Below are 24,723 nucleotides of genomic sequence, written 5' to 3' on the forward strand. Positions count from 1 at the left end.
TCACGGAGTATGAGGTGTAAATGGCGCAGAATCTCTTAACAATTGGTTTCGATGCGGACGATACGCTGTGGCACAACGAGCGTTTCTTCAAGCTGACGCAGGACAGATTCGCGGACCTGCTGAAGGATCATGCCGATCGTGACCATCTTTCGGAGCGTCTGGTGGCGGCGGAGCGGCGCAACATCGGCCACTATGGCTTTGGCGTGAAGGGGTTCGTGCTGTCGATGATCGAAACCGCGCTGGAGGTGACGGACAATCGCGTCCCGGGTGCCGTGATCGGTGAGCTGATGGAGGCCGGGCGGGAGATGTTACATCACCCGCTGGAACTGCTGCCGCACGCCCGCGCCGCCGTGGAGGCTGTGGCTGAAACGCATCACATCGTTCTTATCACCAAGGGGGATTTGCTGCACCAGGAGCGCAAGCTGGCGCAATCCGGGCTGGGGGAGCTGTTCAACGGCATCGAAATTGTGTCCGACAAGCAGCCAGAGGTGTACCAACGGATTTTTGGAGGGCGGCCCGGCGGTGTGGACGGCGCGATGATGGTCGGCAATTCGATGAAATCCGATGTTGTGCCGGCGCTGGAGGCGGGCAGCTGGGGCGTGCATGTGCCGCATGATCTTGCCTGGGCCTTGGAGCATGCGGACGTGTCCGAGGGGTCATCACGGTTCCGTGAGATCAGCGACCTGTCAGAGCTGTCGGGCTTGGTTGCGGAGATCGGGTGACGCGGCTGATCGGGCCGCCATAAAGTCGCCACAATTCGCCACAATTGAAACACAATCCCACTGGTAGGGGGTGGGAACGCCCTTTGCCCTAGATGTGGACGTGACGTGACTGCAAAACACCATGGAAATCAACAGCCTACGGTCTTTCCGGGAATCACTTATCGTGTTAAGTCTATTTTAACCACGGCACTCGCAGAATGGTGTTGGGCAAGAAGATCACCCACCGAAATATCGGGGGTAAGAGGCAGAAAGGCGGGACTCGTGACGGCACGTCGCAGGCAGTGGGGCCAGTATGGTCTCTGGATATTTACGTTCATGTGGCTGGTTCTTCTCCTGCCACTTCAGGCAACCGCCGCACCTTATGCGGCATTGGTGATGGATGCGCGCACCGGCAAGGTGCTGCACGCGCGCAACGCCGATACACGGCTCCATCCGGCATCCCTTACCAAGATGATGACACTCTATATCGCCTTCGAGGCGGTGCAGAACGGCGAGTTGTCGATGGATACCCTGGTGACCATTTCGCGCAACGCCGCGGCAGAGCCGCCGTCGAAGTTGGGTTTGCGGTCCGGTCAGACCATCGCGCTGCGCTATCTGGTGCGGGCCGCCGCCGTGAAGTCGGCCAATGATGCAGCGACGGCCATCGGCGAAGCGATCGAAGGGTCCGAGGCCGCCTTTGCCCGCCGTATGACCCGCACCGCAAAAGCGATGGGCATGTCCCGCACAACGTTCCGGAATGCGCACGGCTTGACCGAAGAGGGGCATCTGTCCACGGCGCGCGACATGTCGGAGCTGGGGCGGCACATGATCTATGACTACCCCCAATATTATAACCTGTTCAGCCGCGTGACCGCGGATGCGGGCGTCCGCAAAGTGTCGCACACCAACCGTCGCCTGCTGCAAAGCTACAAAGGTGCCGACGGTATCAAGACCGGTTACACCAATGCGGCCGGGTTCAACCTGGTGGCGTCGGCGGAGCGCGGCGGCGAGCGTATCATCGCCACGGTATTTGGCGGGCGCTCCACGGCGTCGCGCAATGCAAAGGTCGCGGAACTGCTGGACCTCGGGTTCCAGCAATCGCCAAGCCGCGTGGCGCTGCATCGTCCGACGAAGCCGCCCTATCTGGGCAAAGGGGCAGGGCCGTCGGGGATCGTTGTGGCGAACACGGCCGCGGCAGTGCCGGGCACCGGGGCCAAATCGATCCGCGTGGCGAGTGCCGCCGTCAATCGCAGCCTGCGCCCCGCCGCCCGCCGCGCTGTCGCCGTACCGGGTGTTCCGGTGGGTGAAGTCGCGCCGCTGGTGGCCGAACTGGAAAACGAGATCGAAAACGTGTTGCGCGATGTGCAGGAAACCGCAGCGGCGTCTACCGTCCCTGTTGCCAGCGCGCCCCCCGCAGCGCCGGTTCAGACTGCGTCGCTTGCCACGGCTGTCGTGGCACCGAAAGCTTCTGCAAAGCCAGCGGCCCGCCCGGCGGGGGTGATTCCCGCCCGCGTCGTGACCTTGGATAAGCCGACCCAGGGGCGCGAAGCCGAAGTGGTCACGCGCCTGTCCACCAATGACAGCCGTCATTGGGGCATCAACATTGGCCGTTATCCCAGCCGTTTCGCCGCCGAAAAGGTGCTTTTGAAGACCGCTTTGGCCGAAACCGCCACATTGGATGGATCGCTGCGCAAGGTGGTGCAGGGCAACCGTGGGTTCGACGCGAACTTCATGGGGCTGACACGCGACAGTGCGGAACTGGCCTGCAAGCGCCTGCAAGCACGCCAGATCAACTGCTTTATGGTCGGCCCAAGCTAAAACCTTCAGGCAGGTCGGGACGCGCCCGACCTGCCAATACGTCACAGAAGCTCAGACCTTCAGGACGATCTTGCCAATGTGGGTGGAGCCTTCCATCCGGGCATGGGCCGCCGCGGCCTCCTCAAGCGGAAATTCCGAATCCATCACGGGGGCGACCTTGCCTGCGTCGAGCAGCGGCCAGACCTTATCGCGGAGCTGCGCGGCGATCTCTGCCTTTGCGGCGTCGCTTTGCGGGCGCAGCGTGGAGCCGGTGATCGTCAGCCGTTTGGCCATGACCAGTGCAAAGTTCAGCTCCGCCTTGGGCCCTTGCAGAAAGGCGATGTGCACCATGCGCCCGTCGGTCGCCATGCATTTGACGTTGCGGGGGATGTAGTCGCCGCCCACCATGTCGAGGATCAGATCGGCACCGCCCTCGGCATTCAGCACCTCACCAAAATCTTCCTCGCGGTAATTGATCGCGCGCTCGGCGCCCAGGTCGGTGCAGGCCTTGCATTTGTCCGCCGATCCCGCCGTGGCAAAGACCCGCGCGCCGAAATGCGTCGCCAGCTGGATGGCCGTGGTGCCGATGCCGGAGGAGCCGCCGTGCACGAGAAACCGTTCGCCCGCTTGCAAGCCGCCACGCATGAAGACGTTCGACCAGACGGTGTAGAAGGTTTCGGGCAGGCACGCGGCCTCCTTCAGGCCCATGCCTTCCGGGATTGGCAGACAATGCGCGGCCGGCGTGGCCACGTACTCTGCATAGCCGCCGCCGGGCAGAAGGGCGCAGACCATGTCACCGACCTTTGGCCAGTCGACGCCAGCCCCCACCGCCGTGACCTCGCCAGAGGCCTCCAGCCCCGGCAGATCAGACGCGCCCTTTGGCGGCGCGTAGCTGCCGGCCCGTTGCAGGGCGTCGGGGCGATTGACCCCGGCGTAGGCGACCTTGAGGATCACCTGCCCGGCCTGGGGTTCAGGCACCGGCCGGGTGCAGAGTTTGAGAACCTCTGGCCCGCCAGCCTCGGTGATTTCGATTGCGCGCATGTCAGTCATCGCTGCCTCCCTGTCATTTCGGGAGAAAGCTAGGGCGCGCAGGCCCGAAGGGAAAGCCCCGCCAGATCAGGCACCGGGCGTCCAGCCGCCCGGCAGGTCGTCGCGACGCGCAGAGGCCGGTGGCCTTACCCGGCCCAGAATGCGTGACGGCCCGGCGAACAGGGCGCTCAGCAGCTTGTTGTCACGAACGCCCGCCTTTGCCTTTTCAATGCGCATCACGTCCTCGATGCGGCGATCGAGAAAGGCCCAGGTTGCTTCATTTTCCAGCGAATCATCGCCCAGCCAGTACAGCACCGTAGACGAGTACACAGCGGAGAGGGTTGCGCGCTTTGTGTACCAGTTGAAATCCTCCGAGGTGTCGCCCAGCGCGGTCCAGATCGCATCCGCCGTGCCCCAGATTAGCTTGGCCCCGTCAGCTGCGTAGACGGGAAGCGAAAACAGCGTGGTGCCGCGACGCACGGCCTCGCGGTCCTCTGCCGCTTCGATCCGGGTGCGGACGGCAAAGATAACCTTGTCGCGGAAGCGCATTTCCGACAAATCCGCCGCCTCCAGGCGTTTCAGCATCTCGGCATCGCCGCGTCTGTGATAGGCGACGGCGAGGTCCACGGCACCACGGGGAAACAGCGCACGCGCCACGGTCATGTTGACGTCTGCATCCTTGACGGCGGCGCGAAAGGTGGTTTCTGACCACCCGTCAAAGGCGACGTGCATCATGGCGGCGTCCAGCAGGCGGTCTGCGGTATCGGGCATCAGGTGTTCCTTCCTTGGCGTTGACCACAGGGTAGACAAATAGTGCGGTGCTTGCTATAGGGCCACCTCCTGCACTAACTGAAACTCAAACCTAGAAAGGTGGTGAAAACCACATGCAGGTCAGTGTTCGTGACAACAATGTCGATCAGGCGCTCCGCGCTCTGAAGAAAAAGCTGCAGCGCGAAGGCGTGTTCCGCGAAATGAAGCTCAAGCAACATTTCGAGAAGCCGTCCGAGAAGAAAGCCCGTGAAAAGGCCGAAGCGATTCGTCGTGCCCGCAAGCTGGCGCGTAAGAAGGCCCAGCGCGAAGGTATGCTCTGAGAGCTGTAGCTTCCGAACCTACAAGAGTTGACGACCCCCGGGACAGCCGTCTTCGGGGGTTTGTCGTGTTTTAAGGGGAGGCCCGCGCGTCTGGTCGGCAGCGGTAAGGGTCGCGCTTGCCCGAATGGTTGATAGCGTCCGGTGTCCGCTGCGTGTGCACGTCGGTCGGGCGCGGCGCGTTCGACGTGCAGTTCGCATCCGCACCACGCCACATTTCTATCCGTGGACACGCTTGCGATTCCTACCGAGAGGAAACGACGCCTCGGCTGGAAAAGAACATGGGCTGGCTCAGAGGTGGTCGAAGAAATCCGGCCCGGCCTTGGCGAGCAGCTCCTTTGCCAGGCTCTCCCCCAGCGCAGCGCCGTCCTTGATAGAGCCGCTGATTTCGCCCGCGTAGGACAGGGAGCCGTCGGTTTTCAGTATCTCGCCCCGCAGGCGCAGTTGGTCGCCGTCCAGTTCCGCAAGCCCGGCGATGGGCGTCTCGCAAGAGCCATCCAGCGTTTTCAGAAAGGACCGCTCCGCCGCCAGCCGCAGGCCGGTGTCGTGGTGATGCAGCGGCGCCAACAGGCGCTCGGTCAGCGCGTCTCCGACGCGGCGTTCGATACCGATGGCACCCTGCGCCAGTGCCGGCAGCATGTCGTCGGTGTCGATTGGGGTCATGGGCACGCCGGGGATCTTCATCCGTTTCAAGCCCGCGCAGGCGAGAAATGTGGCAAAGGCCACGCCGTCCTCAAGCTTTTTCAGCCGGGTTTGCAGGTTGCCGCGAAATTCCACGACCTCAAGATCGGGACGGCGGTTCAGCAGTTGCGCGCGACGGCGCAGCGAGGAGGTGCCGACGACCGCGCTTTGGGGCAGATCGTGGATGGTGTCCGCATGGGAGCAGATAAACGCGTCGCGGGTGTCCTCGCGTGGCAGGTAACAGTCGAGCATCAGGCCCTCGGGCTGCACGGTCGGCATGTCCTTCATGGAATGCACCGCGATGTCGATGCCGCCAGCCAGAAGCGCTTCTTCGATCTCCTTGGTGAACAGACCCTTGTTGCCGATTTCCTTCAGCGGAATGTCATTGGCAATCATCGAGCGGTCGTCCCCGGTCGTCTTTATGATCACGATCTCGAACGCCTCCTGAGGCAGATCGAAAGCTGTCATCAGACGCTCGCGCGTTTCATGAGCTTGCGCGAGGGCCAACGGCGACCCACGGGTGCCGATTTTCAGTGGAGCGGAGGGAGATGGCATCTGTGTCATGGGTGAAAGCTTTATTCGGCAGACTGTCGGCTGGCAACCATGACAGTATTGCCCTAAGTGCGAAGCAGAGACTTGAGGGAGGCCCCGATGACAAAGACCATTCTGCGCGCACTTGCGGGCGAAACGCTTGAAACGCCACCGATCTGGATGATGCGCCAAGCGGGTCGTTACCTGCCGGAGTACAAGGCCACGCGCGCCGAGGCCGGGGATTTCCTGTCGCTGTGCTACAATCCTGAACTGGCCGCCGAGGTGACGCTGCAGCCGCTGCGCCGCTATGGGTTTGACGCGGCAATCCTGTTTGCTGACATCCTGCTGCTGCCGCAGGCGCTGGGCGCGGATTTGTGGTTCGTCACCGGTGAGGGGCCGCGCCTGTCCACAGTCACGACGCAGGCGGATTTCGACAAGCTGGGCCGTGGGGAGATGATCCACGACACGCTCAACCCGATCTACGAGACGGTGAAAATCCTGCGCCGTGAATTGCCCGAGGATGTGACGCTGATCGGCTTTGCCGGTGCGCCCTGGACCGTGGCGACTTACATGATCGCGGGGCAGGGCACCAAGGACCAAGGCCCGGCGCACGCGCTGAAGGCCGAAAACCGTCCCTTGTTCGAGGCGCTGATTGACCGGCTGACCGAAGGTACCATCGACTACCTGACCAAACAGGTCGAGGCCGGCGCTGAAGTGGTGAAGATCTTCGACAGCTGGGCTGGGTCGCTCAAAGGCGAAGATTTCGACAAATACGCGCTGGAACCGGCGCGGTTGATCACGTCAGAGCTGAAGTCACGTTTCCCGGACCTGCCGGTCATCGGCTTTCCGCGTCAGGCGGGCGACAAATACATCGGGTTCCACAAGGCGACGGGTGTTGACTGTGTGGCAGTGGACGATTCGGTCTCGCCTGAGTGGATTGCCGAGAACGTGCAGCCGGGCGGATGCGTGCAGGGCAACCTGAAGAACACGCATCTGGTGACCGGCGGCCAGGCATTGATCGACGAGACCAAGCACGTGGTCGAGGCGCTGTCCAAGGGGCCTCACATATTCAACCTTGGTCACGGAATCACACCGGACGCTGATCCGGAAAACGTGCAGATCATGATCGACGCAGTGCGCGGATAAGATCAGTGGGGCGCAGATGCCGGTTGGTCATCTGCGCTCCCCTCGACTGCGGCGTCCCGGCGGTGTTCTCGTAGATGCACGAACAGGCCAGAGGCGATATCAACGGGCAGCCGCGCCACGTCGTGAGGCCGGGCCATTCGCCAAAGGTCAGCCAGCGGCAATCCGATGTTTCCGAAGGGCGCAGTTGTGATTGCGGCGTCGGCACGGCGGTAGGCGGCGCTCAGGCCTTCGCCATTCAGCCCAGTGATGATACCCAAAGAGATGAAGATTGGCCAATCGGCGTCCCTGGGCCAGTGGCTACGCGCGCAGCGGGAAGCCGAGGCTTTGATTTTCGGGCCCGTCGCCAAAGCGTCCGTCACCCGCGGACAGTCATTTGCTTGGCATGTCGTTGACCGTGATCGCAGCCACCCCCAAACAGATGCCAAGGGCAGGGGAGGCAGTCTGTAAGTCAGGCCTTGGCCAATGCATGATCCGCGCGTGCTGAACGCATCTGAAAGCGTCATGAAGATGGCCTATGCGTTATTGCACAATTGCATTCTGACCCTGTCAGTCTAGGTTCCGTTTGCGCAAACGAAAGGCATTTTGCATGACGATGGTCGAGATTTCAGGCGTGAAAAAACGCTACGAGGGCGGGTTCGAGGCGCTTCGCGGCGTGGATCTGATGATCAAGGAAGGCGAGATTCTCGCGCTTCTTGGCCCGAACGGAGCGGGGAAGACGACGCTGATTTCGGCCGTTTGCGGAATCACCCTGCCCACCGAGGGCACAATTCGTGTCGGCGGGCATGATGTGGTGACCGACTACCGTGCGGCGCGCGATCTGATTGGACTGGTGCCACAGGAAATCAACCTCGAACCATTTGAGAAAGTCATCAACACGGTGCGCTTTACCCGCGGTTTGTTTGGCAAGGCGCGCAATGACGCTCTGATCGAGGACGTGCTGCGCAAGCTGTCGCTGTGGGACAAACGCGATTCAGCGGTCAAGGAGCTGTCCGGCGGCATGAAACGCCGGGTGCTGATCGCCAAGGCGCTGGCGCATGAGCCGCGTGTGCTGTTCCTCGACGAGCCGACCGCCGGTGTCGATGTGGAGCTGCGCCGCGACATGTGGGAGGTGGTGGCCGAGCTGAAGCGCCAGGGTGTCACCATCATCCTGACCACACACTACATCGAGGAAGCCGAGGCCATCGCCGACCGCGTTGGCGTCATCAACCGTGGCCAGATTTTGCTGGTGGAAGAAAAGGATGCGCTGATGGCGCGTCTTGGCCAGAAAGAGCTGCGCATCGACCTGTCCGATCCGTTGGATGCCGTGCCGCCCAGCTTGGAGGAATTTGATCTGACACTGACCGAAGATCGGCAGCGGCTGGTCTACACGTATCACAGCGGGGCGGAACGCACGGGCATTGGCCGACTGATGGCCGCGGTTGCCAGCGCCGGGCTGAAGGTGCGCGATGTATCTACGGCGCAGAACTCGCTCGAAGATATCTTTGTCGGTCTTGTGGCCGAGCAGGAAGAGGAGGACGCGGCATGAACTGGCGCGCAGTTGCAGCGATTTATCGCTTTGAAATGACAAGGTTCTTTCGCACCCTTTTTCAGAGCTTCATCTCTCCGGTGATCTCCACCTCCCTGTATTTCGTGGTGTTTGGCGCGGCGATCGGGTCACGCATCGACACGGTGGAGGGTGTGGACTACGGCGCCTTCATCGTGCCGGGGCTGATCATGCTGTCGGTCATGACGCAATCGCTGTCGAACGGGGCCTTCGGGATCTATTTTCCGAAATTCGTCGGCACTATTTACGAACTCCTGTCCGCGCCGGTGAACTTTTTGGAAATCGTCATGGGCTACGTTGGCGCGGCGGCGACCAAGGCCTTGTTCATCGGGGTTGTGATCCTTGGGACCGCGTCGTTGTTCGTGGACCTGACGATCCAGCATCCGCTGGCGATGCTGCTGTTTTTGGTGCTGACCTGTCTCAGTTTTGCGCTCTTCGGGTTCATCATCGGGATCTGGGCAAAGAACTTTGAGCAGTTGCAGCTGGTGCCGCTGCTGGTGGTGACGCCGTTGGTGTTTCTTGGGGGCTCTTTTTACTCTGTCTCCATGCTGCCGCCGGTCTGGCAGACGATCACCATGTTCAACCCGGTGCTTTACCTGATCTCCGGGTTCCGCTGGGCGTTCTTTGGTATGGCTGATGTGCCGGTGGGCGTGTCGCTGCTGGCGATTGCAGGGTTCTTTTGCCTGTGCCTTGGTATCATCTGGTGGATCTTCAGAACCGGTTGGCGCATCCGCAGCTAATTCGGGGCGCAGGGAGAAACACAGGCCCGGCGCAGGGGTCAGATGTGCGCCGGGGTTCCTTGACCGCCGAGCAAACGGTCGGTGGTCATCCCCCCAATCCACATGCAGAGCAGGGCGAGCCACGCGGTTCCGGCGAAGATCGATCCGCCGGAGACACCCGCGCCGATGGCACAGCCCCCCGCCAGCATTCCGCCGAAGCCCATCAATACCGCCCCGATCATGGCGTTGCGCATGGGGGTGGGGCCTTCGAACCCCTGCACGGACAGTTCTTTGGCCCAGAAGGCCGAGAGGAACGCGCCAAGGACCACGCCCGGCACAAGCCCAATGTCGAAGTCCAGGTTTCTGCTGCGATCAATAACGAACATCAATGTGTTGGCCGATGGACCGGTGAAGGTCAGGCTTTCGATCTGCACCGGGTCAAAGGCGCTTTGCGCCAGCGTATAGGTCAGCGCGTAGCCCACGGCAGCGGCAAACCCGACGCCAGACGCAAAGATCAGCCGTGACGCGCCAATGTAACTGCGACGGGACAGTTCCAAAGCGATCAGGGCAATGACCAGACCGATGACCAGGCCAGCCTCGCGCGGCAGATGCAGCGCTGAAAGCAGGTCCATATTGCGCCCGCCCGAGGTGATCCAGAGCGCGGCCAGCCGATCCCGCAAGGGGGCCAGCCAGCCGGTCATCGCCATCTGAGCCGTCACTGCAAAAATCAGGCCGGACACCAGCGACCTCAGGTTGCCTGTCGCCGCCAGCACCAGGAGCCGTCCGGAGCAGCCGCGTGCCAGCACCATGCCTGCGCCGAAAAGGAGACCGCCGATCACCGCGCCGGACCACGATCCCGGCACAGCCATCATGCGGGCGTCGCGCGTGTCGAGAATCCCCGAAAGCTGTGCGCCTTGCACCCAGACCACAGCGGTCGAAAAGGTCAGCAGCCAGACCGCGACCTTGTCCTGCATGTGGCCCCGCGCGAATTCCACTGTTGCGGCGCGCAGACAAAACCGCGAGCGCTGTGCCGCGATACCAAATATCACCCCGGTGATCAGGCCGAAAAGCGCGGCTGTCGGGCTTTCTCCGATCCGATCAAGCAGGGGTACGATGTCCATGGCTGGGCCTTTCAAGCGATGTATGCGCGCTTGTGCCAGAAGTTGTGGCGATGTGATTTGACTCAGATCAGTCAGATGCGAATGTGTGCATATCTATGACCTTTCCTGAATCGACAACAACTTTGATGCCTCGCGCATGTAAATTTTCTCGCCAAGTCGCGTTTGCGCCGCTAAGGGCATAGGCATGAAACCGATCTCCATTGCCGAAGCCCATACGCTGCCGATCTGGCGGCGTCCGATCACGCTGCTGTTTCTCATGGCGATTGCCATGCCGCTGAGCTTTGCCACGTGGTCGGCTCTGCTGAACAACTTTGTCATCGAGGTGGCGCAGTTCGATGGGTCCGACATCGGCTGGTTGCATACGGTGCGCGAGATCCCGGGCTTCCTCGCCATTGGTGTGATCCTGGTCATCATGGTGATGCGAGAGCAGGTTCTGGCGTTGGTGTCGCTGGCGCTTTTGGGCGTGGCGACAGCGGTAACCGCATGGTTTCCCACCATGGGCGGGCTGCTGATGGTGACGCTTTTGTCGTCGATCGGGTTTCACTACTACGAAACGGTGAACCAGTCCCTGCAGCTGCAATGGCTGACCAAGGACCGCGCGCCGCAGATGCTGGGCTGGCTGATCGCTGCGGGCTCTGCCGCGACGTTGCTGTCCTACGGGGTGATCGTTCTGACGTGGGAGACGCTGGACCTGAGCTATGACACGGTGTTCATGGCGTCCGGCGGGCTGACCCTGATCATCGTGGGTTACTGCGCAGCCGTTTTTCCGCAGTTTGAAAGCCCCAACCCGCAGGTGAAAAAGTTTCTCCTGCGCCGCCGGTACTGGCTCTATTATGCGCTGCAATTCATGGCGGGCGCGCGGCGGCAGATCTTTGTTGTCTTTGCCGGGTTCATGATGGTCGAACGCTTCGGCTTTGACGTGCATGAAGTCACGGCGCTGTACCTGGTAAACCTCGTGGCGAATATCGTGATCGCACCGGTTTTTGGCCGGGCCGTGTTCAAATTCGGGGAGCGTAACACGCTCGTGTTCGAATATGTCGGCCTGGCCGTGGTGTTCGCGCTGTATGGCGGGATCTACTGGTTCGGCTGGGGGGTGGCTCTGGCGGCGACGCTATATGTGGTGGATCATCTGTTCTTTGCCATGGCCTTGGCGCTGAAAACCTATTTCCAGAAGATCGCTGACCCCGGTGACATCGCCCCCACCGCCGCGGTTGCCTTTACCATCAACCACATCGCGGCTGTGTTCCTGCCTGCGGGCCTAGGATATCTGTGGCTTGTGTCGCCCGGAGCGGTTTTTGGCATGGCGACCGGGTTTGCGCTGATCTCACTGGTGTTGGCGCTGATGATCCCGCGCCACCCGGAGCCCGGCAACGAGACGCGGTTTTCGGCCCTGCTGCCGACGCCTGCGGAGTAACGCGCCTTCTGGCGTGTGCCGCCAAGCTGGTGTATGCGCGTCGCAACGCCTTACGGAGAGACCCCGATGCCCACTTGGACCGCCTTTACCACGCTTAACGACAAAGACCGCGCCGAGGCGCTGGGCGAGGCCATGGAAGAGCTGGAGCCGGAACCCACAGGGGTTGGCGTCTTCGAGATCGAGGATGATTCCGGCACATGGGAAGTGGGCGGCTACTTTATCGAGACCCCGAACGAGGTCGAGCTGGCGCTGCTGGCGGCTGCATTTGGCGCAAAGCCTTTCGTCGTCTCCGAGGTGCCTGACACGGATTGGGTGGACAAAGTGCGCCGTGAGCTGACGCCGGTCGTGGCGGGCCGCTTCTTTGTTTATGGCAGCCATGACGAAGACAAGATCCCCGAAGGGTCGGAACCGCTGCTGATCGAGGCCGCCATGGCCTTTGGTACCGGACACCACGGCACCACGCAGGGGTGCCTTGAGGCATTGGATTCGCTGGCGAACGAGGGGTTCGTCGGTCAAAATGTGGCGGATATCGGGTGCGGCACCGCAGTTCTGGGCATGGGGGCTGCGCGCATCTGGCCGAACCCGGTGATTGTATCAGACATTGACGAGGTGGCCGTCGAGGTGGCCGAGGCCAACGTTCGTGCCAACAACCTGACCGACAAGGTGATCTGCGTCGAAGCCGCTGGTTTTGAAAACGACGCCCTGCATGCGCGCGCGCCGTATGATCTGGTCTTTGCCAATATCCTGAAGCAGCCGCTGATTGATCTGGCGCCCTCGATGAAGGCGCATGTGAGCGACGGCGGCTATATGATTCTCTCCGGCATCCTGACTCGTCAGGCAGACGACGTGGTCGCGGCCTATGCGGAGCAGGGCATTTCTGAAGTCCGGCGCGGTGTGATCGGCGATTGGGTGACACTGCTGCTGCGTAAATAAGACTGGTTAACGGCTAATTTGCGTAAAATCAGGGGCAGATGCCGCAATTCCGCCGCAATCTTTGGGTAGAAATGTGTTCATCGGTGGGGGCCGGTTTTTTTAACGAGGCTGCCATGCAAGATGCTCTCAGCAGTTACCACCGTCGCCTAGAGTCCGTTCGTCGCAATCATGCGCGGATGGCGCATGGCTATGTCACAAAGTTGGACAAACGCACCGGGAACTTCGTTCAGGTGCCTGACAAGAAGACCTCCAGGGTCTCGCTGAAAATCATCCTCTGGACTGCGGTTCTGTTTGTCGGGTTCAAGGTGCTTTTGCTGACCGGTCTGGGCGCGGAAGCGTACAACGGCCATGTTGCGAGCTTGTCGCAGGGCACCGCGTATGAGCGTGCAGGCGCGTGGTTCATGCAGATTGATCCAATCACCGCGCAGCTTTCCAGCCTTATTTCTCTTGGTGTTTCCCGACACTGATATTTGGGGCTGGTCTGCGGGGCCGCGCCAAGGTGAGCTTACATGAAAAAAGGCCGCGTCTCTGATCCGAGGCGCGGCCTTTTGCCAGTGGAATTGAACATCGAATTACCGACGCGAGACGGAATCGATATCACTGCGCATCAGGCCGATGTCTTCAAGTTCGCGGTCAGACAGGGCGGACAGGATCTTGCGTGTGGCGCGGGCATCTTTCCAGCGTGCGAACATGCCTTTGCGCGCAACACGGGTTTCGTTCAGCGTGCCATACAGGCCAAGTGCGGAGTTGAAGAACGTGCCGATGCGGTAATCTGCGTGGGACGGAGTGTTGGTGTTGAAGGTTGCCATTGTCGTGCTTTCAAAAGAGGGATGCATGTTTACAAACCGCACGTAATTTGTGCATGGCATTCGAGCAAGCCGCCATTTCTGCATATTACGAATGCGTTTTTTGCATAGCTTAAAAATGCATCAATTGTCTGTAAAGTTTAGATAAATTCCGCTTGATGAGGTGTCGTTTACAAGCCGCCGATGGGCGATTTCAAACCTCAGTTCCGGCCAGGTGTCGCGTGCAGTCGGTAGGGTGTCGCTTTTCGCCCCTCTTGTATTAACCTTGGTGTTTGTTCGCGTTTCGTGCTACCCGTGACCGCAAAACAACAAGAGTGGGCAGGTATGCGGGTTTTGGGCATTGATCCGGGGTTGCGACACCTCGGATGGGGCGTGATTGACGTGGATGGCAGCCGCTTGCGGCATGTGGCGAACGGGGTTTGCGATTCGGAAGGCACCGATCTGGCGCTGCGGCTGCTGTCGCTGCACGGCCAGTTGACGCGGGTTTTCCAGAAATACGCACCGGAAGAAGCGGCCATCGAAAAGACTTTCGTGAACAAGGATGCGGTTGGCACGCTGAAACTGGGGCAGGCTCGCGGCGTCGCGCTGTTGGTGCCGGCTCAGTTTGGCCTGTCCGTCGGGGAATACGCCCCGAACCAAGTGAAAAAGACTGTGGTCGGAGTGGGCCATGCGGACAAAAAGCAGGTGCAGCATATGGTCATGATGCAGCTTCCGGGGTGTAAGCTGGCGGGGCCGGATGCGGCGGATGCGCTGGCCATCGCCATTTGCCACGCGCATCAGTCGGGCACTCAACGAATGAAAGTGAAAGCATCATGATTGGACGGATTGCCGGAGTGATCGTCTACAAGGGAGACGATCATGTGCTGATCGATGTGCGCGGCGTGGGCTATGTCGTCTATTGCACCGACCGTGTGCTGGCCTCCTTGGGCCGCGCAGGAGAGGCGGCAGCGCTGTTCACCGACATGTTGGTGCGCGAAGATTTGTTGCAGCTTTTTGGCTTCCCCTCGCTGGTGGAAAAGGAATGGTTCCGGCTGCTGCTGTCCGTGCAAGGCGTCGGGGCGAAAGCATCGCTGGCGATTCTGTCGGCAGTGGGGGCGGACGGGGTGTCGCGCGCCATTGCCCTGGGTGACTGGAATACGATCAAGGCGGCCAAGGGCATAGGCCCCAAGACCGCGCAACGGGTGGTCAATGAACTCAGGGACAAGGCCCCGGCCGTCATGGCCATGGGCGCGGGGATTGAGGCAGGCGCTGCCAGTGCTGCCAAGGTCGATGCCTCCGATGCGGATCATGTGATCGATCCCGTGCCATCCCCCGCAGCAACAGCCGTGCAGATGTCGGCCTCTGCTCAGGCTGAGGCGCTGTCCGCCCTGGGCAACCTTGGCTATGCACCGGGCGAAGCGGCAGGGGCGGTGGCTCAGGCTGCGGGTGAGGCGCCGGAGGCCGATACTGCCGGTTTGATCCGCGCGGCGTTGAAGCTGCTGGCCCCAAAGGGATAGAGGTGGGCGTGACACTCACCCGACGGACAAGGGAAGCTCATGGAGCCTGATCCAACTTTGCGGCCCGAGCCGATGGACGACGAACAAGGCGGGCTGGACCGTGCGCTGCGGCCTCAGATGCTGGACGACTTCATCGGTCAGGCAGAGGCACGGTCAAACCTGCGGGTTTTTATCGCGTCCGCGCGCCAAAGGGCCGAGGCGATGGACCACACGCTGTTCCATGGCCCGCCTGGTTTGGGGAAGACCACGCTGGCGCAGATCATGGCGCGGGAACTGGGGGTCGGCTTTCGCATGACCTCCGGCCCGGTATTGGCCAAGGCCGGTGATCTGGCCGCGATCCTGACCAACCTCGAACGCAACGACGTGCTCTTCATCGACGAAATTCACCGCATGAATGCCGCTGTCGAGGAGGTGCTGTATCCCGCGATGGAGGATTTCGAGCTGGACCTTGTGATCGGTGAAGGGCCCGCTGCGCGCACTGTGCGGATCGAATTGCAGCCTTTTACGTTGGTGGGCGCGACGACGCGACTGGGGTTGCTGACAACGCCTTTGCGGGACCGCTTTGGCATCCCGACGCGGTTGAATTTCTATACGATCCAAGAGCTTGAGACCATCGTTGCCGGAAATGCGCGCAAGCTGGGCGTCAAGATCGAGGGCGATGGCGCGTTGGAAATCGCGCGGCGCGCCCGTGGCACGCCCCGGATCGCCGGGCGTTTGCTGCGGCGGGTCGTCGACTTTGCGGTGGTCGAGGGCGGCGGTGTGGTCAGCCGTGCGCTGGCGGATTCGTCTTTGACCCGCTTGGGTGTGGACGCCAAGGGCCTGGACGGTGCGGACAGGCGCTATCTGACGCTGATCGCGGAGAGTTACCTTGGCGGGCCTGTGGGCATTGAAACGCTGTCGGCGGCACTGTCCGAAAGCCGTGATGCGCTGGAGGAGGTGGTGGAGCCTTACCTGCTGCAACAGGGCCTGATCCAGCGGACGCCGCGTGGCCGGATGTTGACGCAATCGGCGTGGCAGCATCTGGGTCTGAACCCGCCACGCACGCAGGAGCCGGGGCAGGGCACACTGTTTGACGGCTGAAGCCGGGTTGAGCGCCGCAGCCACGCGGTGTACCAAGCCGACCCACAGCATCGACGAGGGCGAGATTTTGAACGAAGACACCGCAGCTTTGACGCCTGAGGACATCACAGCCTTGTTCACCCGCTCTGACGGCCAGTATTTCTGTGCGCGTTGGGGGCGACCCTTGGCACCGATCGTGTTCGGCGTGGCGGATGAGACACTCTCCGTGGTCAAAGGTGCGTTCGAGGCCATCTGCGCCCTGACGGGCCACAAGATGACCGAGCACGACCCTGAACTTGGCACCAATCTGATGATGTTTTTCGTCCGCGATTGGGCGGAGTTGCGCGATGTGCCGGATCTTGACCGTTTGGTCGATGGGTTGCCCGCCCTGGTGGACCGTCTGGAGGAGGCGCGTGCGCATCAGCACCGCTCGTTCCGGTTCGACACCAATGGGTCGGTGAAGGCGTGTTTTGTCTTCTTGCGCATAGACGATGAGCTGGCCGAGATGTCGGCAGAGGCGCTTGCCCTTGGTCAGGCAGTGCAGAGCATGTTGGTCTGGTCTGATACGGCTTTTGCAGAGCGCTCACCGCTTGCACGTGTTGGCGAGACAATCGTGCTGCGGTCAGAAATCGCGTCGGTCCTGCAGGCAGCGTATGATCCGATCTTGCCCCCGGTGGCGCAGGATAACAGTCACGCGCTGCGGGTTTTTGCTCGTGCTAACGCGGAGGCCCCACGCTCGTGAGGCAGACCGTGCGCGACGCGAGTGTTTGTTAAGACCTCACGCGACAGGTTCACCGGCACTTGCCAGTTGCCTTTCCAGGCGGTCATCTGCGTGGTTTGGAGCCTTTAGCGGCATGGCCAGCCCGGAGGTAAAAGGGGCGCAACCTTTGCGGCGCGCCCCATGCTCGGTTCAACGAACCATGCCAACGATTTCGAGTGTCTTGGCTATGACCGGGTCGGCGATCTCGCGGGCGCGGTCGGCGCCGCGGCGCAGGATTGCGTCGATCTCGTCCGGTGTTTCCGTAAGGCGTGCCATCTCTCCTGAGATCGGGGACAGTTTGGTTACGGCCAGATCGGCCAGCATCGGCTTGAACTCGGAGAACTGCTTGCCACCCACGTCTGCCAACACCTCCGCCTGCGTCTGACCATTCAGGGCGGCGTAGATGTTCACGAGGTTGCGCGCCTCGGCGCGGCCTTCGAGCCCCTCTGGCTCGGACGGCAGGGCGTCGGGATCGGTCCGTGCCTTGCGGATTTTGCCAGCGATGGTGTCGGCGTCATCGGTCAGGTTGATGCGCGACATATCCGACGGGTCGGATTTCGACATCTTCTTTGACCCGTCGCGCAGGGACATGACCCGCGTCGCCGTGCCTTCAATAACGGGTTCCGGGACCGGAAAGAAGTCGACGCCGTAGTCGTGGTTGAACTTGATCGCGATGTCGCGGGTCAGTTCGACGTGTTGCTTCTGATCCTCGCCCACGGGCACATGCGTGGCCTGATACAACAGAATGTCGGCCGCCATAAGCGCCGGATAGGCAAACAGACCCAGCGAGGCGTTCTGCTGGTTCTTGCCCGCCTTGTCCTTCCACTGGGTCATGCGCTGCATCCAACCCATGCGGGCGACGCAGTTGAACACCCATGCCAATTCGGCGTGGCCGGACACGGCGCTTTGGTTGAACAGGATCGATTTTTCCGGATCGACACCGGAGGCGATAAAGCCCGCGCAGAGCTCACGCGTGGCGTTGCGCAGCTTGGCCGGATCTTGCCAGACGGTGATCGCATGCATGTCGACCATGCAAAACACGGACTGCACGCCGCTGTCCTGGCTGTCGGCGAAACGCTTCAGCGCGCCAAGGTAATTGCCCAAGGTCAGCCCGCCCGAAGGCTGGATGCCCGAGAACACGCGCGGGGTGAAGGCGGCATTGGTCTGACCTTCGGTCATATCGGGTGTCTCCGTGGTGGCATTGTCAACGCAGGTGGCTTACCGAGGGCGCAGAGGACCGTCAAGGAAGAGGCCCCCATGAGCGACCCTAACGACCCATTCCGCCCGATCAACGAGGCGCCCGTAAATCCCGTGCCCCCCGTCGTGGTGGCCTTGTTTCTGGTGCTGTTGGGCATCGAAGCGGTGTTTTCCCTGTCCGAGATGGGGCTGATCGGCGGCCGGGATGCCGTCGGACTGCGTTTGGAATATATCGAACGCTTCGGTTTTTCGGGGCGGCTATTCGATTGGATGGTCGACAATGGAACATGGCCGCCGGAGCATCTGATCCGTTTTGTGTCTTACGCCTTTCTCAGCGGGTCGTTCTACAACGGCGTATTTGCCATGGTGTTCGTTCTGGCCATGGGAAAGGTCGTGGCGGAGGCCATGGGGCCGTTCGTTTTTGTGACGATCTACGTGGTGAGCGCGATTTTCGGCGCCCTGGCCTTTGGCCTGTTGAGCAACGATCCCTGGCTGGTGGGGGCCTATCCGTCGGCCTTTGGTCTCATCGGAGGGTTTTCCTACCTGCTCTGGCTTAAGCTGGGGCAGAGCGGCGCGCCCCAGATCCGCGCATTTGCGTTGATCGGAATGCTGATGGGGATCCGGTTGGTGTTCGGCTTTTTGTTCGGCGGTGATGACACGTGGATCGCGGATCTGGCAGGCTTTGTTGCCGGATTTGGGTTGGCGGTGGTGCTGGTGCCCGGTGGGCTGACGCGTTTGCGGGACCGACTGCGGCGGTAACATCTGTTCAGCGTATCGGGCGGACGCGATGATATGCACGCGCCGCTCTTGGTGGCTCGCAAGCGGGCATCGTGGCGATGATCCGCGGCGCGCGTGCGACCTTTGCCCGCCTGCCTGCTGCGAGGCACCATACCCGCGCCGCGGGATCAGAGTTGTGGAAAGCGAAAAATCGTCTTGTGCCGGGCGCTGTCTCCCAGCGCTGTACCCGCCGCCGCCCCGGTTGGCAGCGCCTTGGTCATGAAGCGCTGCGCCGGCGAACGATGCTCTTGATCTCGGACAGGCTGAAGGCGCCAAGCAATTGGCCCGCCAGACCGTAGACCACGCTTCCTAGCGCGATCAGCGCGAGCAATGCCGGAACGCGGGCCACAGGCTGCGCGAGCCAGGGTTGCATCGCGACTTGCCCGCCGTAGAGCGCCGCGCCCATCACGGCACAGGCGGCGAGGATGCGCATCAGGCGGCTATAAAAACGGGCGTCAAATCGCGCCACGTCGCCCATGCGCCGCGCCCCGAATGCCAGTTGCAGGACCATGGTCCACCCCGCCAGCGTCGTGGCAATGGCCGGGGCAATCCAACCAATCACCGGGGCGAGACCGATGGCCGCCACAGCGTTCACCGCCATGGACCAAACCGCGTAGCGGAAGGGCGAGCGCGTGTCTTCGCGCGCGAAGTACAGCGGTTGCAACACCTTTTGCAGCACAAAGGCAGGCAGGCCCAAGCCGTATATCGCCACGGCGAGCGACATGGCGCGGGCGTCCTCCGGCCCGGTGCGACCATGTTCAAACAAAACAGATACCAGCGGGTAAGGGATGACCACCAACGCCACGGCGCAGGGCACGGTCAAGGCGAGGCTCAGCTCTCCCGCGCGGGAAAATGCCATACGCCCGCCTGCGTGATCCTCGGCTTTCAGACGGCGCGAGAGGTCGGGCAGCAGCACGATGCCGATGGCGATGCCCACCACGCCCAGCGGCAGCTGGTACAGACGGTCAGCGTTGAACAGCCAGCTCACGGCCTTGTCGAAATGAGAGGCCACCTGCTGTCCCACCAGAAGGTTTACCTGCATCACACCACCTGCCAAGGCAGCGGGAATGGCAATGCGGGTGAGGCGCTTGATGTCCGAGGTCAGACGAGGACGGCCCGGTCGGATCTTCAACCCCGCGCGCTCTGCCGCGATCCAGACCAGAACCAGTTGCGCCACACCCCCAAGAGGGATGCACCAGATCAGCCACCAGATCGCGTCGCCCCCCAGATAGCGTGGGCCAAGGACCAAAGCCGTCACGATGAAGATGTTCAGCAGCACCGGCGCGGCGGCGGCGGCGGCAAACCGGCCCATGGCGTTCAGCGCGCCGGAAAACAGCGCCGCCAAAGAAATCAACAGGATGTAGGGAAAGGTCACACGCCCAAAAGCAATCGTCAGATCGAACCTCTCATCGCCTGCAAACCCGCCTGCCGTGGCCCAGACAAGGACTGGCATGAACACAAGTGCAAGGCCCGTGAGCATCAGCAACACCAGGGCCAGTCCGTTGAACGCATCGCGCGCGAACTTTTGGGGGTCTTCTTCGGCTTCGACCTTTTTGGAGTACATTGGCACGAAAGCGGCGTTGAAAGCGCCTTCGGCAAAGAAGCGGCGAAACATGTTCGGCAGGCGGAAGGCCGCGACAAAGGCGTCCATCAGCGGGCCGGGGCCGATCATCGTGGCGATGAGGATGTCGCGCGCCAGCCCCAGAAAACGGCTGGCGAGGGTCCAGAAGCCAACGGTGAGGATGCCGGTGATTAAACGTATGGGTTTCATGGGCGTAACGCGCTCCGAGGTCTGCACTGCGGCTTAGCCGATAGAAAAGGTCTCTGCCACCCCAGTGCTGTGCAGAGGTGGCAGAGACATGGTGCAGAATCCGCGCAGGCGTCAGCCGGTTTCGTAGGCGCGCTGCGACCCCGCGGCCAGGGCCAGTCGCAGCTTCTTCTCGATCAGGTCACGCTTGGCCTGACTGTGAAGTTTCAATCCGAACATGTCTTTCACATAGAAGGTATCGACCACCTGCTCGCCGTAGGTCGCGATGACGGCAGAGGCGATGTAGATGTTCTGATGCGCCAGCGTCCGGGTCACATCATAGAGCAACCCTGCCCGGTCGCGGGTGTCGACTTCGATGATCGTGAAGATCTCGGAGCCATCGTTGTCGAAGGTGATATGCGTCGGTACCTTGAACGCCTTCTCGCGCTTTTTCAGCTTGTCCTTCGGTTTGATGGCTTCGCGGGCGACGATTTCGCCCTTGAGCGTCTTGAGGATCATCTGACGCAGACGCGGAATGCGCGTGTTGTCGTAAGGGGTGCCTTCGCCGTCCTGAATCCAGAACATGGCCACCGCATAGCCATCGCGTGTGGTGAAGGTGCGCGCATCCACGACATTCGCACCGACCAGCGCCAGCGCGCCGGTCAGCCGCGAGAAGATGCCGGGATGGTCCTGAAGGGCAAAGGCCACGCGCGTCGCATCGCGGTCCTCGTCCAGATGGATGTCCATGCCGATCTCGTCGTTGCTCAGCTCGCGCAGGAGCTTGGCAATGATCACGTGGCCCGTGACATGCAGTCCCTGCCAATAGGGTTCGTAATGGCGTGTGGTTTCGCGGGCCACTTCGGCTGCGGACCATTCGGACAGCGCGTCGCGCAGCGCTTTCTTTGCCTCGGCACCACGGTTTTCGCGGTTGAGGTCTTCCATCCCGCCTTCGAGCGCGCGGCGTGTTTGCCGGTAGAGCCCCCGCAGCAGCGCGGCTTTCCAGTTGTTCCAGACGCCGGGGCCCACGCCGCGAATATCGCAAACGGTTAGCACGGCCAGCAGATCGAGCCGTTCGCGGGTCTTTACCGCCTTGGCAAAGTCGCGCACGGTGCGTGGGTCGGCGATGTCGCGTTTCTGCGCCATGTCCGACATCAGCAAATGATAGCGCACCAGCCATTCCACGGTCTCGGATTCCTCCTTGGTCAGGCCAAGGCGCGGGCAGACGGTGCGGGCGATGCGAGCGCCCAGGATGGCATGGTCTTCGTCGCGCCCCTTGCCAATGTCGTGCAGCAGGAGCGCGATATACAGAATACGCCGGTTGACCCCTTCGGCCATAATGGTCGACGCGACGGGCAGATCTTCTTCGAGTTGATTGTTCTCAATCTCGGACAGGTGCCAGATGCACTGGATGGTGTGTTCATCCACCGTGTAATGATGGTACATGTTGAACTGCATCATCGCCACGATGGGGGCGAACTCCGGCAGGAATGCTGCAAGGACGCCCAGTTCACTCATCCGGCGCAAGGCGCGTTCCGGGTTGCCGTGGTTCAGCAGCAGGTCGAGGAACAGCTCCTGCGCGGCGGGATCTTGGCGCATGTCTTTGTCGATCAGGTGCAGATTTGCCTTCACCAGACGCATGGCATCGGGATGGATCAGAAGCTCCGTGCGCAATGCTTCTTCAAAGATGCGCAGAAGGTTCAGTTTTTGGTTCAGAAAACGCTCGTCGTCCTGAATGGCCAGACGTCCATGGGTGACGGTGTAGCCGCTGGCGGTGTCCGGCGTGCGCGAAAAGATCCGTTTGAGCAGGGGCGGACCTTTGGTGTGGTCGGCCTCCAGTGAGGTCAGCAGGATCCGGGTGAGGTCTCCTACTGCCGTCGCGTGACGGAAGTAGTCCTGCATGAACCATTCGACGGCGCGGCGGCCACTGCGATCATTGTAGCCCATGCGCGCCGCGATGTCGGGCTGCGTGTCAAAGGACAGCTGCTCCACTGCGCGTTTCGAGATCATGTGCAGGTGAATGCGGACGGCCCATAAAAAACGCTCGGCCTGCACAAAGGTCTCGTATTCTTCGGGCAGAAACACACCCTTGCCGACCAGTTGTCCCACATCTTCGGTGTGGTGCACGTATTTGATGATCCAGAACAGCGACTGCAGATCGCGCAGCCCGCCCTTGCCCTCCTTGACGTTGGGTTCGACCATGTAGCGCTGGCCTTGCTTGTCATGACGCAAATCCCGCTCTTCGAGCTTGGCGGCGACGAAATCCCGCGCCGTGCCTTCGAAGAGCTGTGTCCAGAGCGTCTCTTCCAGTTCTTCGTACAGGTCGATGTTGCCGGTCAGGTGACGGGCTTCGAGCATGGCGGTGCGGATCGTGTAGTCTTCTCCGCCCAAGCGCACGCAATCGCGCACGGTGCGGGAGGCGTGGCCCACTTTCAGTTTCAAGTCCCACATGATGTAGAGCATCGATTCAATGACGCTCTCGGCCCAGGCGGTGATCTTGTAGGGGGTCAGAAAAAGCAGATCGACGTCGGAAAACGGCGCCATTTCACCCCGGCCATATCCGCCGACGGCCACGACGGACAGCCGCTCGCCTTCGGTCGGGTTGTATTTGGGGTGTATAACCTGTGTGGCGACTTCGAACGCGAGGGTGACAATCCCATCGGTCAGCCAGGTGTACGAGCGGGTGGTGCGACGCGAGCCAAAGGGCTCCTGCTCGAAGGCGGCCTGAATGACCTTGCGGCCGCGTTCAGCCGCGCTGGAAAGGTGCGCCACGGTGGCCTTTCGCACCTCGGATTCTGACGCGCCGGGCTTCAGGGCGGAAAACAGGTCGGCCCGTATTGCCGGCACGTCAAATATATCGGCTGCCGGCGCAATCAAATCCGCCGGCAGGACGTTTGAGTCTGGCTCAGAAACCGGTTCCGGATAGGCTGCTGGGGGCAGGGTCAAGGATCACCATCTGGTTGTTCTGGATCGAGGCCACCGCCAGCGCGCGCTGGTTGACGCCATTGTTCAACAGGCGGAATACACCGCCGGTCCCAGTAAATCCAGCAGAGGTGAGGCTTTTTCCTGTCAATGCGTCGGACTTCCCGCGCTTTGCCAGCAGACCGATGGCGGAAATCCCGTCATAGGCAAGCCCCGCGAGCGGGTGCGGCGCAGTCCCGTAGGTGGAGGTGTAACGCTGGTTGAACGCTTCCTGACGCTGCACGTCGGGGATCGCAAACCATGCGCCCTCGGCACCGGGCAGGGTAAACAGATCGGGACGCACATCCCAACGGGTCAGTCCGACGTACTGCACCTGGCCGGACGTCACGCCGTTCTCGGGCAGTTGGTTCAGCAGCATCGGCATCGCCGCGTTGGTGGCGTCCGTGGTGATGAAAATCGAATCCGCCTGACCGGAGCTGACAGCGGCGGCCGCCTTTTGCGCCACGGCAGATACACCGGGCACGGAGAGCTGGTAACCCTCAGAGGAGACGACCTGAATGCCGTTCACCGTGGCGGCCTGCTCAATGGCGAGCTTGCCAAACTGGCCGGGTACATCGTCGGAATAGACCACAACAATGCGCTTTTTGCCTTGCTTGCGGGCATGCGCCATCAGTCGATCTGCGGTGTTCGCAAAGGTCGGGCCGAGGATGAATACGTTTCCACCCGCAATCGCCGTGGTGTTGGAAAAGCTCAACACGTTCACATTTTCATCGGCCACGGCGGCCCCGGCAGCGTTGGCCGCCTCGGAGAAGAGCGGGCCGAGAATGATCTTGGCGCCGTCATCAACGGCTTGTTGTGCCACGGACGCGGCCTGCGCCGCCTGTCCGGAGGTGTCATAGACGCGCAGGTCGATTTCGACCCCGTCCAGCTCTGCCATCGCCAAGCGGGCGGCGTTTTCGAGCGAATTGGCGACCGGCGCGGCGCCGCTGTCGGACTTCGGCACCAGCAAAGCCACAGGAACGGGCGCGCCGACCTGGATCGCCGCACCGCCTGCATTGGAAGACGCGCCACCCAAGCCTGCAGTGGTGATGGGATCACAGGCGGCAAGAATGCCGGCGGCTGTCAGAGCGGCAAGCGGTCGCATCGCCTTGCGAAGGCGGGGCAAAACGGTGAACATGGGGACTCCCTCGTCAATTGTGTCTTGCGGGGTGAATGGCCCGCAAGGGTTTCGTGCAATCATAGGGCGGACAGAATGGCGG

The 24,723-nt window shown here is 61.7% G+C and carries 23 protein-coding genes; 14 read left to right on the forward strand and 9 right to left on the reverse strand.

The window, feature by feature from the left end; all coding sequences use genetic code 11:
• Positions 1–20 precede the first annotated feature (20 nt).
• Positions 21–722 carry an HAD family hydrolase gene (locus GGQ68_RS13440; RefSeq protein WP_183966810.1) on the forward strand — a complete coding sequence of 234 codons (702 nt, stop codon included), beginning with the start codon at positions 21–23 and terminating at the stop codon, positions 720–722.
• Between the two features lie 315 nt (positions 723–1,037).
• Positions 1,038–2,519, forward strand: a complete 1,482-nt coding sequence (locus GGQ68_RS13445; protein WP_183966812.1) for a D-alanyl-D-alanine carboxypeptidase family protein — start codon at positions 1,038–1,040, stop codon at positions 2,517–2,519.
• 51 nt (positions 2,520–2,570) lie between these two features.
• On the opposite strand, the gene GGQ68_RS13450 is transcribed toward GGQ68_RS13445, so the two are convergent.
• Both GGQ68_RS13450 and GGQ68_RS13455 read right to left on the reverse strand, forming a co-directional pair.
• Positions 2,571–3,548, reverse strand: coding sequence for an NAD(P)H-quinone oxidoreductase (locus tag GGQ68_RS13450; protein WP_183966814.1), 978 nt, complete (start codon positions 3,546–3,548; stop codon positions 2,571–2,573).
• Between the two features lie 66 nt (positions 3,549–3,614).
• Positions 3,615–4,298, reverse strand: coding sequence for a COQ9 family protein (locus GGQ68_RS13455; RefSeq protein ID WP_183966822.1), 684 nt, complete (start codon positions 4,296–4,298; stop codon positions 3,615–3,617).
• Between the two features lie 113 nt (positions 4,299–4,411).
• Here GGQ68_RS13455 and rpsU point away from each other — a divergent pair, with 113 nt between their 5' ends.
• A complete protein-coding gene (rpsU, locus tag GGQ68_RS13460) occupies positions 4,412–4,618 on the forward strand; it encodes a 30S ribosomal protein S21 (protein WP_008207378.1) in 207 nt (68 codons plus the stop codon).
• Between the two features lie 288 nt (positions 4,619–4,906).
• Here rpsU and hemC read toward each other — a convergent pair whose 3' ends face one another.
• Positions 4,907–5,860 (reverse strand): hydroxymethylbilane synthase, encoded by a 954-nt coding sequence (gene hemC / locus GGQ68_RS13465; RefSeq protein ID WP_183966823.1) that lies wholly within the window; start codon positions 5,858–5,860, stop codon positions 4,907–4,909.
• Between the two features lie 87 nt (positions 5,861–5,947).
• Here hemC and hemE point away from each other — a divergent pair, with 87 nt between their 5' ends.
• The 3 genes from hemE to GGQ68_RS13480 all read left to right on the forward strand — a co-directional run bounded on the left by hemE (position 5,948) and on the right by GGQ68_RS13480 (position 9,256).
• Positions 5,948–6,973, forward strand: a complete 1,026-nt coding sequence (gene hemE, locus GGQ68_RS13470) for a uroporphyrinogen decarboxylase (protein ID WP_183966824.1) — start codon at positions 5,948–5,950, stop codon at positions 6,971–6,973.
• A gap of 586 nt (positions 6,974–7,559) precedes the next feature.
• The gene (locus GGQ68_RS13475; protein WP_183966825.1) at positions 7,560–8,498 is read left to right on the forward strand and encodes an ABC transporter ATP-binding protein; all 939 of its coding nucleotides are present in this window, start codon (positions 7,560–7,562) and stop codon (positions 8,496–8,498) included.
• Entirely contained in the window at positions 8,495–9,256 is a 762-nt protein-coding gene (locus GGQ68_RS13480) for an ABC transporter permease (protein ID WP_183966826.1), read from the forward strand. Before GGQ68_RS13475 ends, GGQ68_RS13480 begins: the two co-directional genes overlap by 4 nt.
• Positions 9,257–9,294: 38 nt before the next feature.
• Here the strand turns inward: GGQ68_RS13480 and GGQ68_RS13485 are convergent, their stop codons facing one another.
• Complete coding sequence (locus GGQ68_RS13485) at positions 9,295–10,356, reverse strand: YeeE/YedE family protein (RefSeq protein ID WP_183966827.1); 1,062 nt, start codon at positions 10,354–10,356, stop codon at positions 9,295–9,297.
• Positions 10,357–10,540: 184 nt separating this feature from the next.
• On the opposite strand from GGQ68_RS13485, the gene GGQ68_RS13490 reads away from it, so the two are divergent.
• The 3 genes from GGQ68_RS13490 to GGQ68_RS13500 all read left to right on the forward strand — a co-directional run bounded on the left by GGQ68_RS13490 (position 10,541) and on the right by GGQ68_RS13500 (position 13,170).
• Positions 10,541–11,770 carry an MFS transporter gene (locus tag GGQ68_RS13490; RefSeq protein WP_183966828.1) on the forward strand — a complete coding sequence of 410 codons (1,230 nt, stop codon included), beginning with the start codon at positions 10,541–10,543 and terminating at the stop codon, positions 11,768–11,770.
• A gap of 66 nt (positions 11,771–11,836) precedes the next feature.
• A complete protein-coding gene (locus GGQ68_RS13495) occupies positions 11,837–12,703 on the forward strand; it encodes a 50S ribosomal protein L11 methyltransferase (protein WP_183966830.1) in 867 nt (288 codons plus the stop codon).
• Between the two features lie 113 nt (positions 12,704–12,816).
• Positions 12,817–13,170: a hypothetical protein gene (locus GGQ68_RS13500; RefSeq protein WP_183966832.1), complete on the forward strand. Its 354-nt coding sequence runs from the start codon at positions 12,817–12,819 to the stop codon at positions 13,168–13,170.
• A 105-nt stretch (positions 13,171–13,275) separates the two neighbouring features.
• Here GGQ68_RS13500 and GGQ68_RS13505 read toward each other — a convergent pair whose 3' ends face one another.
• A complete protein-coding gene (locus GGQ68_RS13505) occupies positions 13,276–13,512 on the reverse strand; it encodes a DUF1127 domain-containing protein (RefSeq protein WP_183966834.1) in 237 nt (78 codons plus the stop codon).
• Between the two features lie 321 nt (positions 13,513–13,833).
• Here GGQ68_RS13505 and ruvC point away from each other — a divergent pair, with 321 nt between their 5' ends.
• The 4 genes from ruvC to GGQ68_RS13525 all read left to right on the forward strand — a co-directional run bounded on the left by ruvC (position 13,834) and on the right by GGQ68_RS13525 (position 16,806).
• Positions 13,834–14,325, forward strand: a complete 492-nt coding sequence (ruvC, locus tag GGQ68_RS13510; RefSeq protein WP_183966836.1) for a crossover junction endodeoxyribonuclease RuvC — start codon at positions 13,834–13,836, stop codon at positions 14,323–14,325.
• Positions 14,322–15,005 (forward strand): Holliday junction branch migration protein RuvA, encoded by a 684-nt coding sequence (gene ruvA, locus GGQ68_RS13515; RefSeq protein ID WP_183966838.1) that lies wholly within the window; start codon positions 14,322–14,324, stop codon positions 15,003–15,005. Before ruvC ends, ruvA begins: the two co-directional genes overlap by 4 nt.
• Positions 15,006–15,044: 39 nt before the next feature.
• A complete protein-coding gene (gene ruvB / locus GGQ68_RS13520; protein ID WP_183966840.1) occupies positions 15,045–16,085 on the forward strand; it encodes a Holliday junction branch migration DNA helicase RuvB in 1,041 nt (346 codons plus the stop codon).
• A gap of 88 nt (positions 16,086–16,173) precedes the next feature.
• The gene (locus GGQ68_RS13525; protein ID WP_183967024.1) at positions 16,174–16,806 is read left to right on the forward strand and encodes a hypothetical protein; all 633 of its coding nucleotides are present in this window, start codon (positions 16,174–16,176) and stop codon (positions 16,804–16,806) included.
• 168 nt (positions 16,807–16,974) lie between these two features.
• Here GGQ68_RS13525 and trpS read toward each other — a convergent pair whose 3' ends face one another.
• Entirely contained in the window at positions 16,975–18,003 is a 1,029-nt protein-coding gene (trpS, locus tag GGQ68_RS13530; protein ID WP_183966842.1) for a tryptophan--tRNA ligase, read from the reverse strand.
• 78 nt (positions 18,004–18,081) lie between these two features.
• On the opposite strand from trpS, the gene GGQ68_RS13535 reads away from it, so the two are divergent.
• Positions 18,082–18,780 (forward strand): rhomboid family intramembrane serine protease, encoded by a 699-nt coding sequence (locus tag GGQ68_RS13535; RefSeq protein ID WP_183966844.1) that lies wholly within the window; start codon positions 18,082–18,084, stop codon positions 18,778–18,780.
• A gap of 235 nt (positions 18,781–19,015) precedes the next feature.
• Here GGQ68_RS13535 and murJ read toward each other — a convergent pair whose 3' ends face one another.
• From murJ to GGQ68_RS13550, 3 genes are all read right to left on the reverse strand, one after another.
• Complete coding sequence (gene murJ / locus GGQ68_RS13540) at positions 19,016–20,569, reverse strand: murein biosynthesis integral membrane protein MurJ (RefSeq protein WP_183966846.1); 1,554 nt, start codon at positions 20,567–20,569, stop codon at positions 19,016–19,018.
• Positions 20,570–20,680: 111 nt separating this feature from the next.
• Positions 20,681–23,488, reverse strand: a complete 2,808-nt coding sequence (locus GGQ68_RS13545) for a [protein-PII] uridylyltransferase (protein WP_425502979.1) — start codon at positions 23,486–23,488, stop codon at positions 20,681–20,683.
• The gene (locus tag GGQ68_RS13550; protein WP_183966848.1) at positions 23,448–24,641 is read right to left on the reverse strand and encodes a penicillin-binding protein activator; all 1,194 of its coding nucleotides are present in this window, start codon (positions 24,639–24,641) and stop codon (positions 23,448–23,450) included. Before GGQ68_RS13550 ends, GGQ68_RS13545 begins: the two co-directional genes overlap by 41 nt.
• Positions 24,642–24,723 lie beyond the last annotated feature (82 nt).

The sequence above is a fragment of the Sagittula marina genome (assembly GCF_014196795.1).
Classification (GTDB): domain Bacteria; phylum Pseudomonadota; class Alphaproteobacteria; order Rhodobacterales; family Rhodobacteraceae; genus Sagittula; species Sagittula marina.

What these genes read in the sequence shown, in the direction of transcription:
- GGQ68_RS13445 (WP_183966812.1), top strand. Translation starts at nt 1,038, where the DNA reads ATGTGGCTGGTTCTTCTCCTGCCACTTCAGGCAACCGCCGCACCTTAT.
- trpS (WP_183966842.1), bottom strand. Translation starts at nt 18,003, where the DNA reads ATGACCGAAGGTCAGACCAATGCCGCCTTCACCCCGCGCGTGTTCTCG.
- GGQ68_RS13455 (WP_183966822.1), bottom strand. Translation starts at nt 4,298, where the DNA reads ATGCCCGATACCGCAGACCGCCTGCTGGACGCCGCCATGATGCACGTC.
- GGQ68_RS13450 (WP_183966814.1), bottom strand. Translation starts at nt 3,548, where the DNA reads ATGACTGACATGCGCGCAATCGAAATCACCGAGGCTGGCGGGCCAGAG.
- ruvB (WP_183966840.1), top strand. Translation starts at nt 15,045, where the DNA reads ATGGAGCCTGATCCAACTTTGCGGCCCGAGCCGATGGACGACGAACAA.
- GGQ68_RS13535 (WP_183966844.1), top strand. Translation starts at nt 18,082, where the DNA reads ATGAGCGACCCTAACGACCCATTCCGCCCGATCAACGAGGCGCCCGTA.
- GGQ68_RS13490 (WP_183966828.1), top strand. Translation starts at nt 10,541, where the DNA reads ATGAAACCGATCTCCATTGCCGAAGCCCATACGCTGCCGATCTGGCGG.
- ruvA (WP_183966838.1), top strand. Translation starts at nt 14,322, where the DNA reads ATGATTGGACGGATTGCCGGAGTGATCGTCTACAAGGGAGACGATCAT.
- ruvC (WP_183966836.1), top strand. Translation starts at nt 13,834, where the DNA reads ATGCGGGTTTTGGGCATTGATCCGGGGTTGCGACACCTCGGATGGGGC.
- GGQ68_RS13500 (WP_183966832.1), top strand. Translation starts at nt 12,817, where the DNA reads ATGCAAGATGCTCTCAGCAGTTACCACCGTCGCCTAGAGTCCGTTCGT.
- GGQ68_RS13480 (WP_183966826.1), top strand. Translation starts at nt 8,495, where the DNA reads ATGAACTGGCGCGCAGTTGCAGCGATTTATCGCTTTGAAATGACAAGG.
- murJ (WP_183966846.1), bottom strand. Translation starts at nt 20,569, where the DNA reads ATGAAACCCATACGTTTAATCACCGGCATCCTCACCGTTGGCTTCTGG.
- hemE (WP_183966824.1), top strand. Translation starts at nt 5,948, where the DNA reads ATGACAAAGACCATTCTGCGCGCACTTGCGGGCGAAACGCTTGAAACG.
- GGQ68_RS13495 (WP_183966830.1), top strand. Translation starts at nt 11,837, where the DNA reads ATGCCCACTTGGACCGCCTTTACCACGCTTAACGACAAAGACCGCGCC.
- hemC (WP_183966823.1), bottom strand. Translation starts at nt 5,860, where the DNA reads ATGACACAGATGCCATCTCCCTCCGCTCCACTGAAAATCGGCACCCGT.
- GGQ68_RS13485 (WP_183966827.1), bottom strand. Translation starts at nt 10,356, where the DNA reads ATGGACATCGTACCCCTGCTTGATCGGATCGGAGAAAGCCCGACAGCC.
- GGQ68_RS13550 (WP_183966848.1), bottom strand. Translation starts at nt 24,641, where the DNA reads ATGTTCACCGTTTTGCCCCGCCTTCGCAAGGCGATGCGACCGCTTGCC.
- GGQ68_RS13440 (WP_183966810.1), top strand. Translation starts at nt 21, where the DNA reads ATGGCGCAGAATCTCTTAACAATTGGTTTCGATGCGGACGATACGCTG.
- GGQ68_RS13475 (WP_183966825.1), top strand. Translation starts at nt 7,560, where the DNA reads ATGACGATGGTCGAGATTTCAGGCGTGAAAAAACGCTACGAGGGCGGG.
- GGQ68_RS13505 (WP_183966834.1), bottom strand. Translation starts at nt 13,512, where the DNA reads ATGGCAACCTTCAACACCAACACTCCGTCCCACGCAGATTACCGCATC.
- rpsU (WP_008207378.1), top strand. Translation starts at nt 4,412, where the DNA reads ATGCAGGTCAGTGTTCGTGACAACAATGTCGATCAGGCGCTCCGCGCT.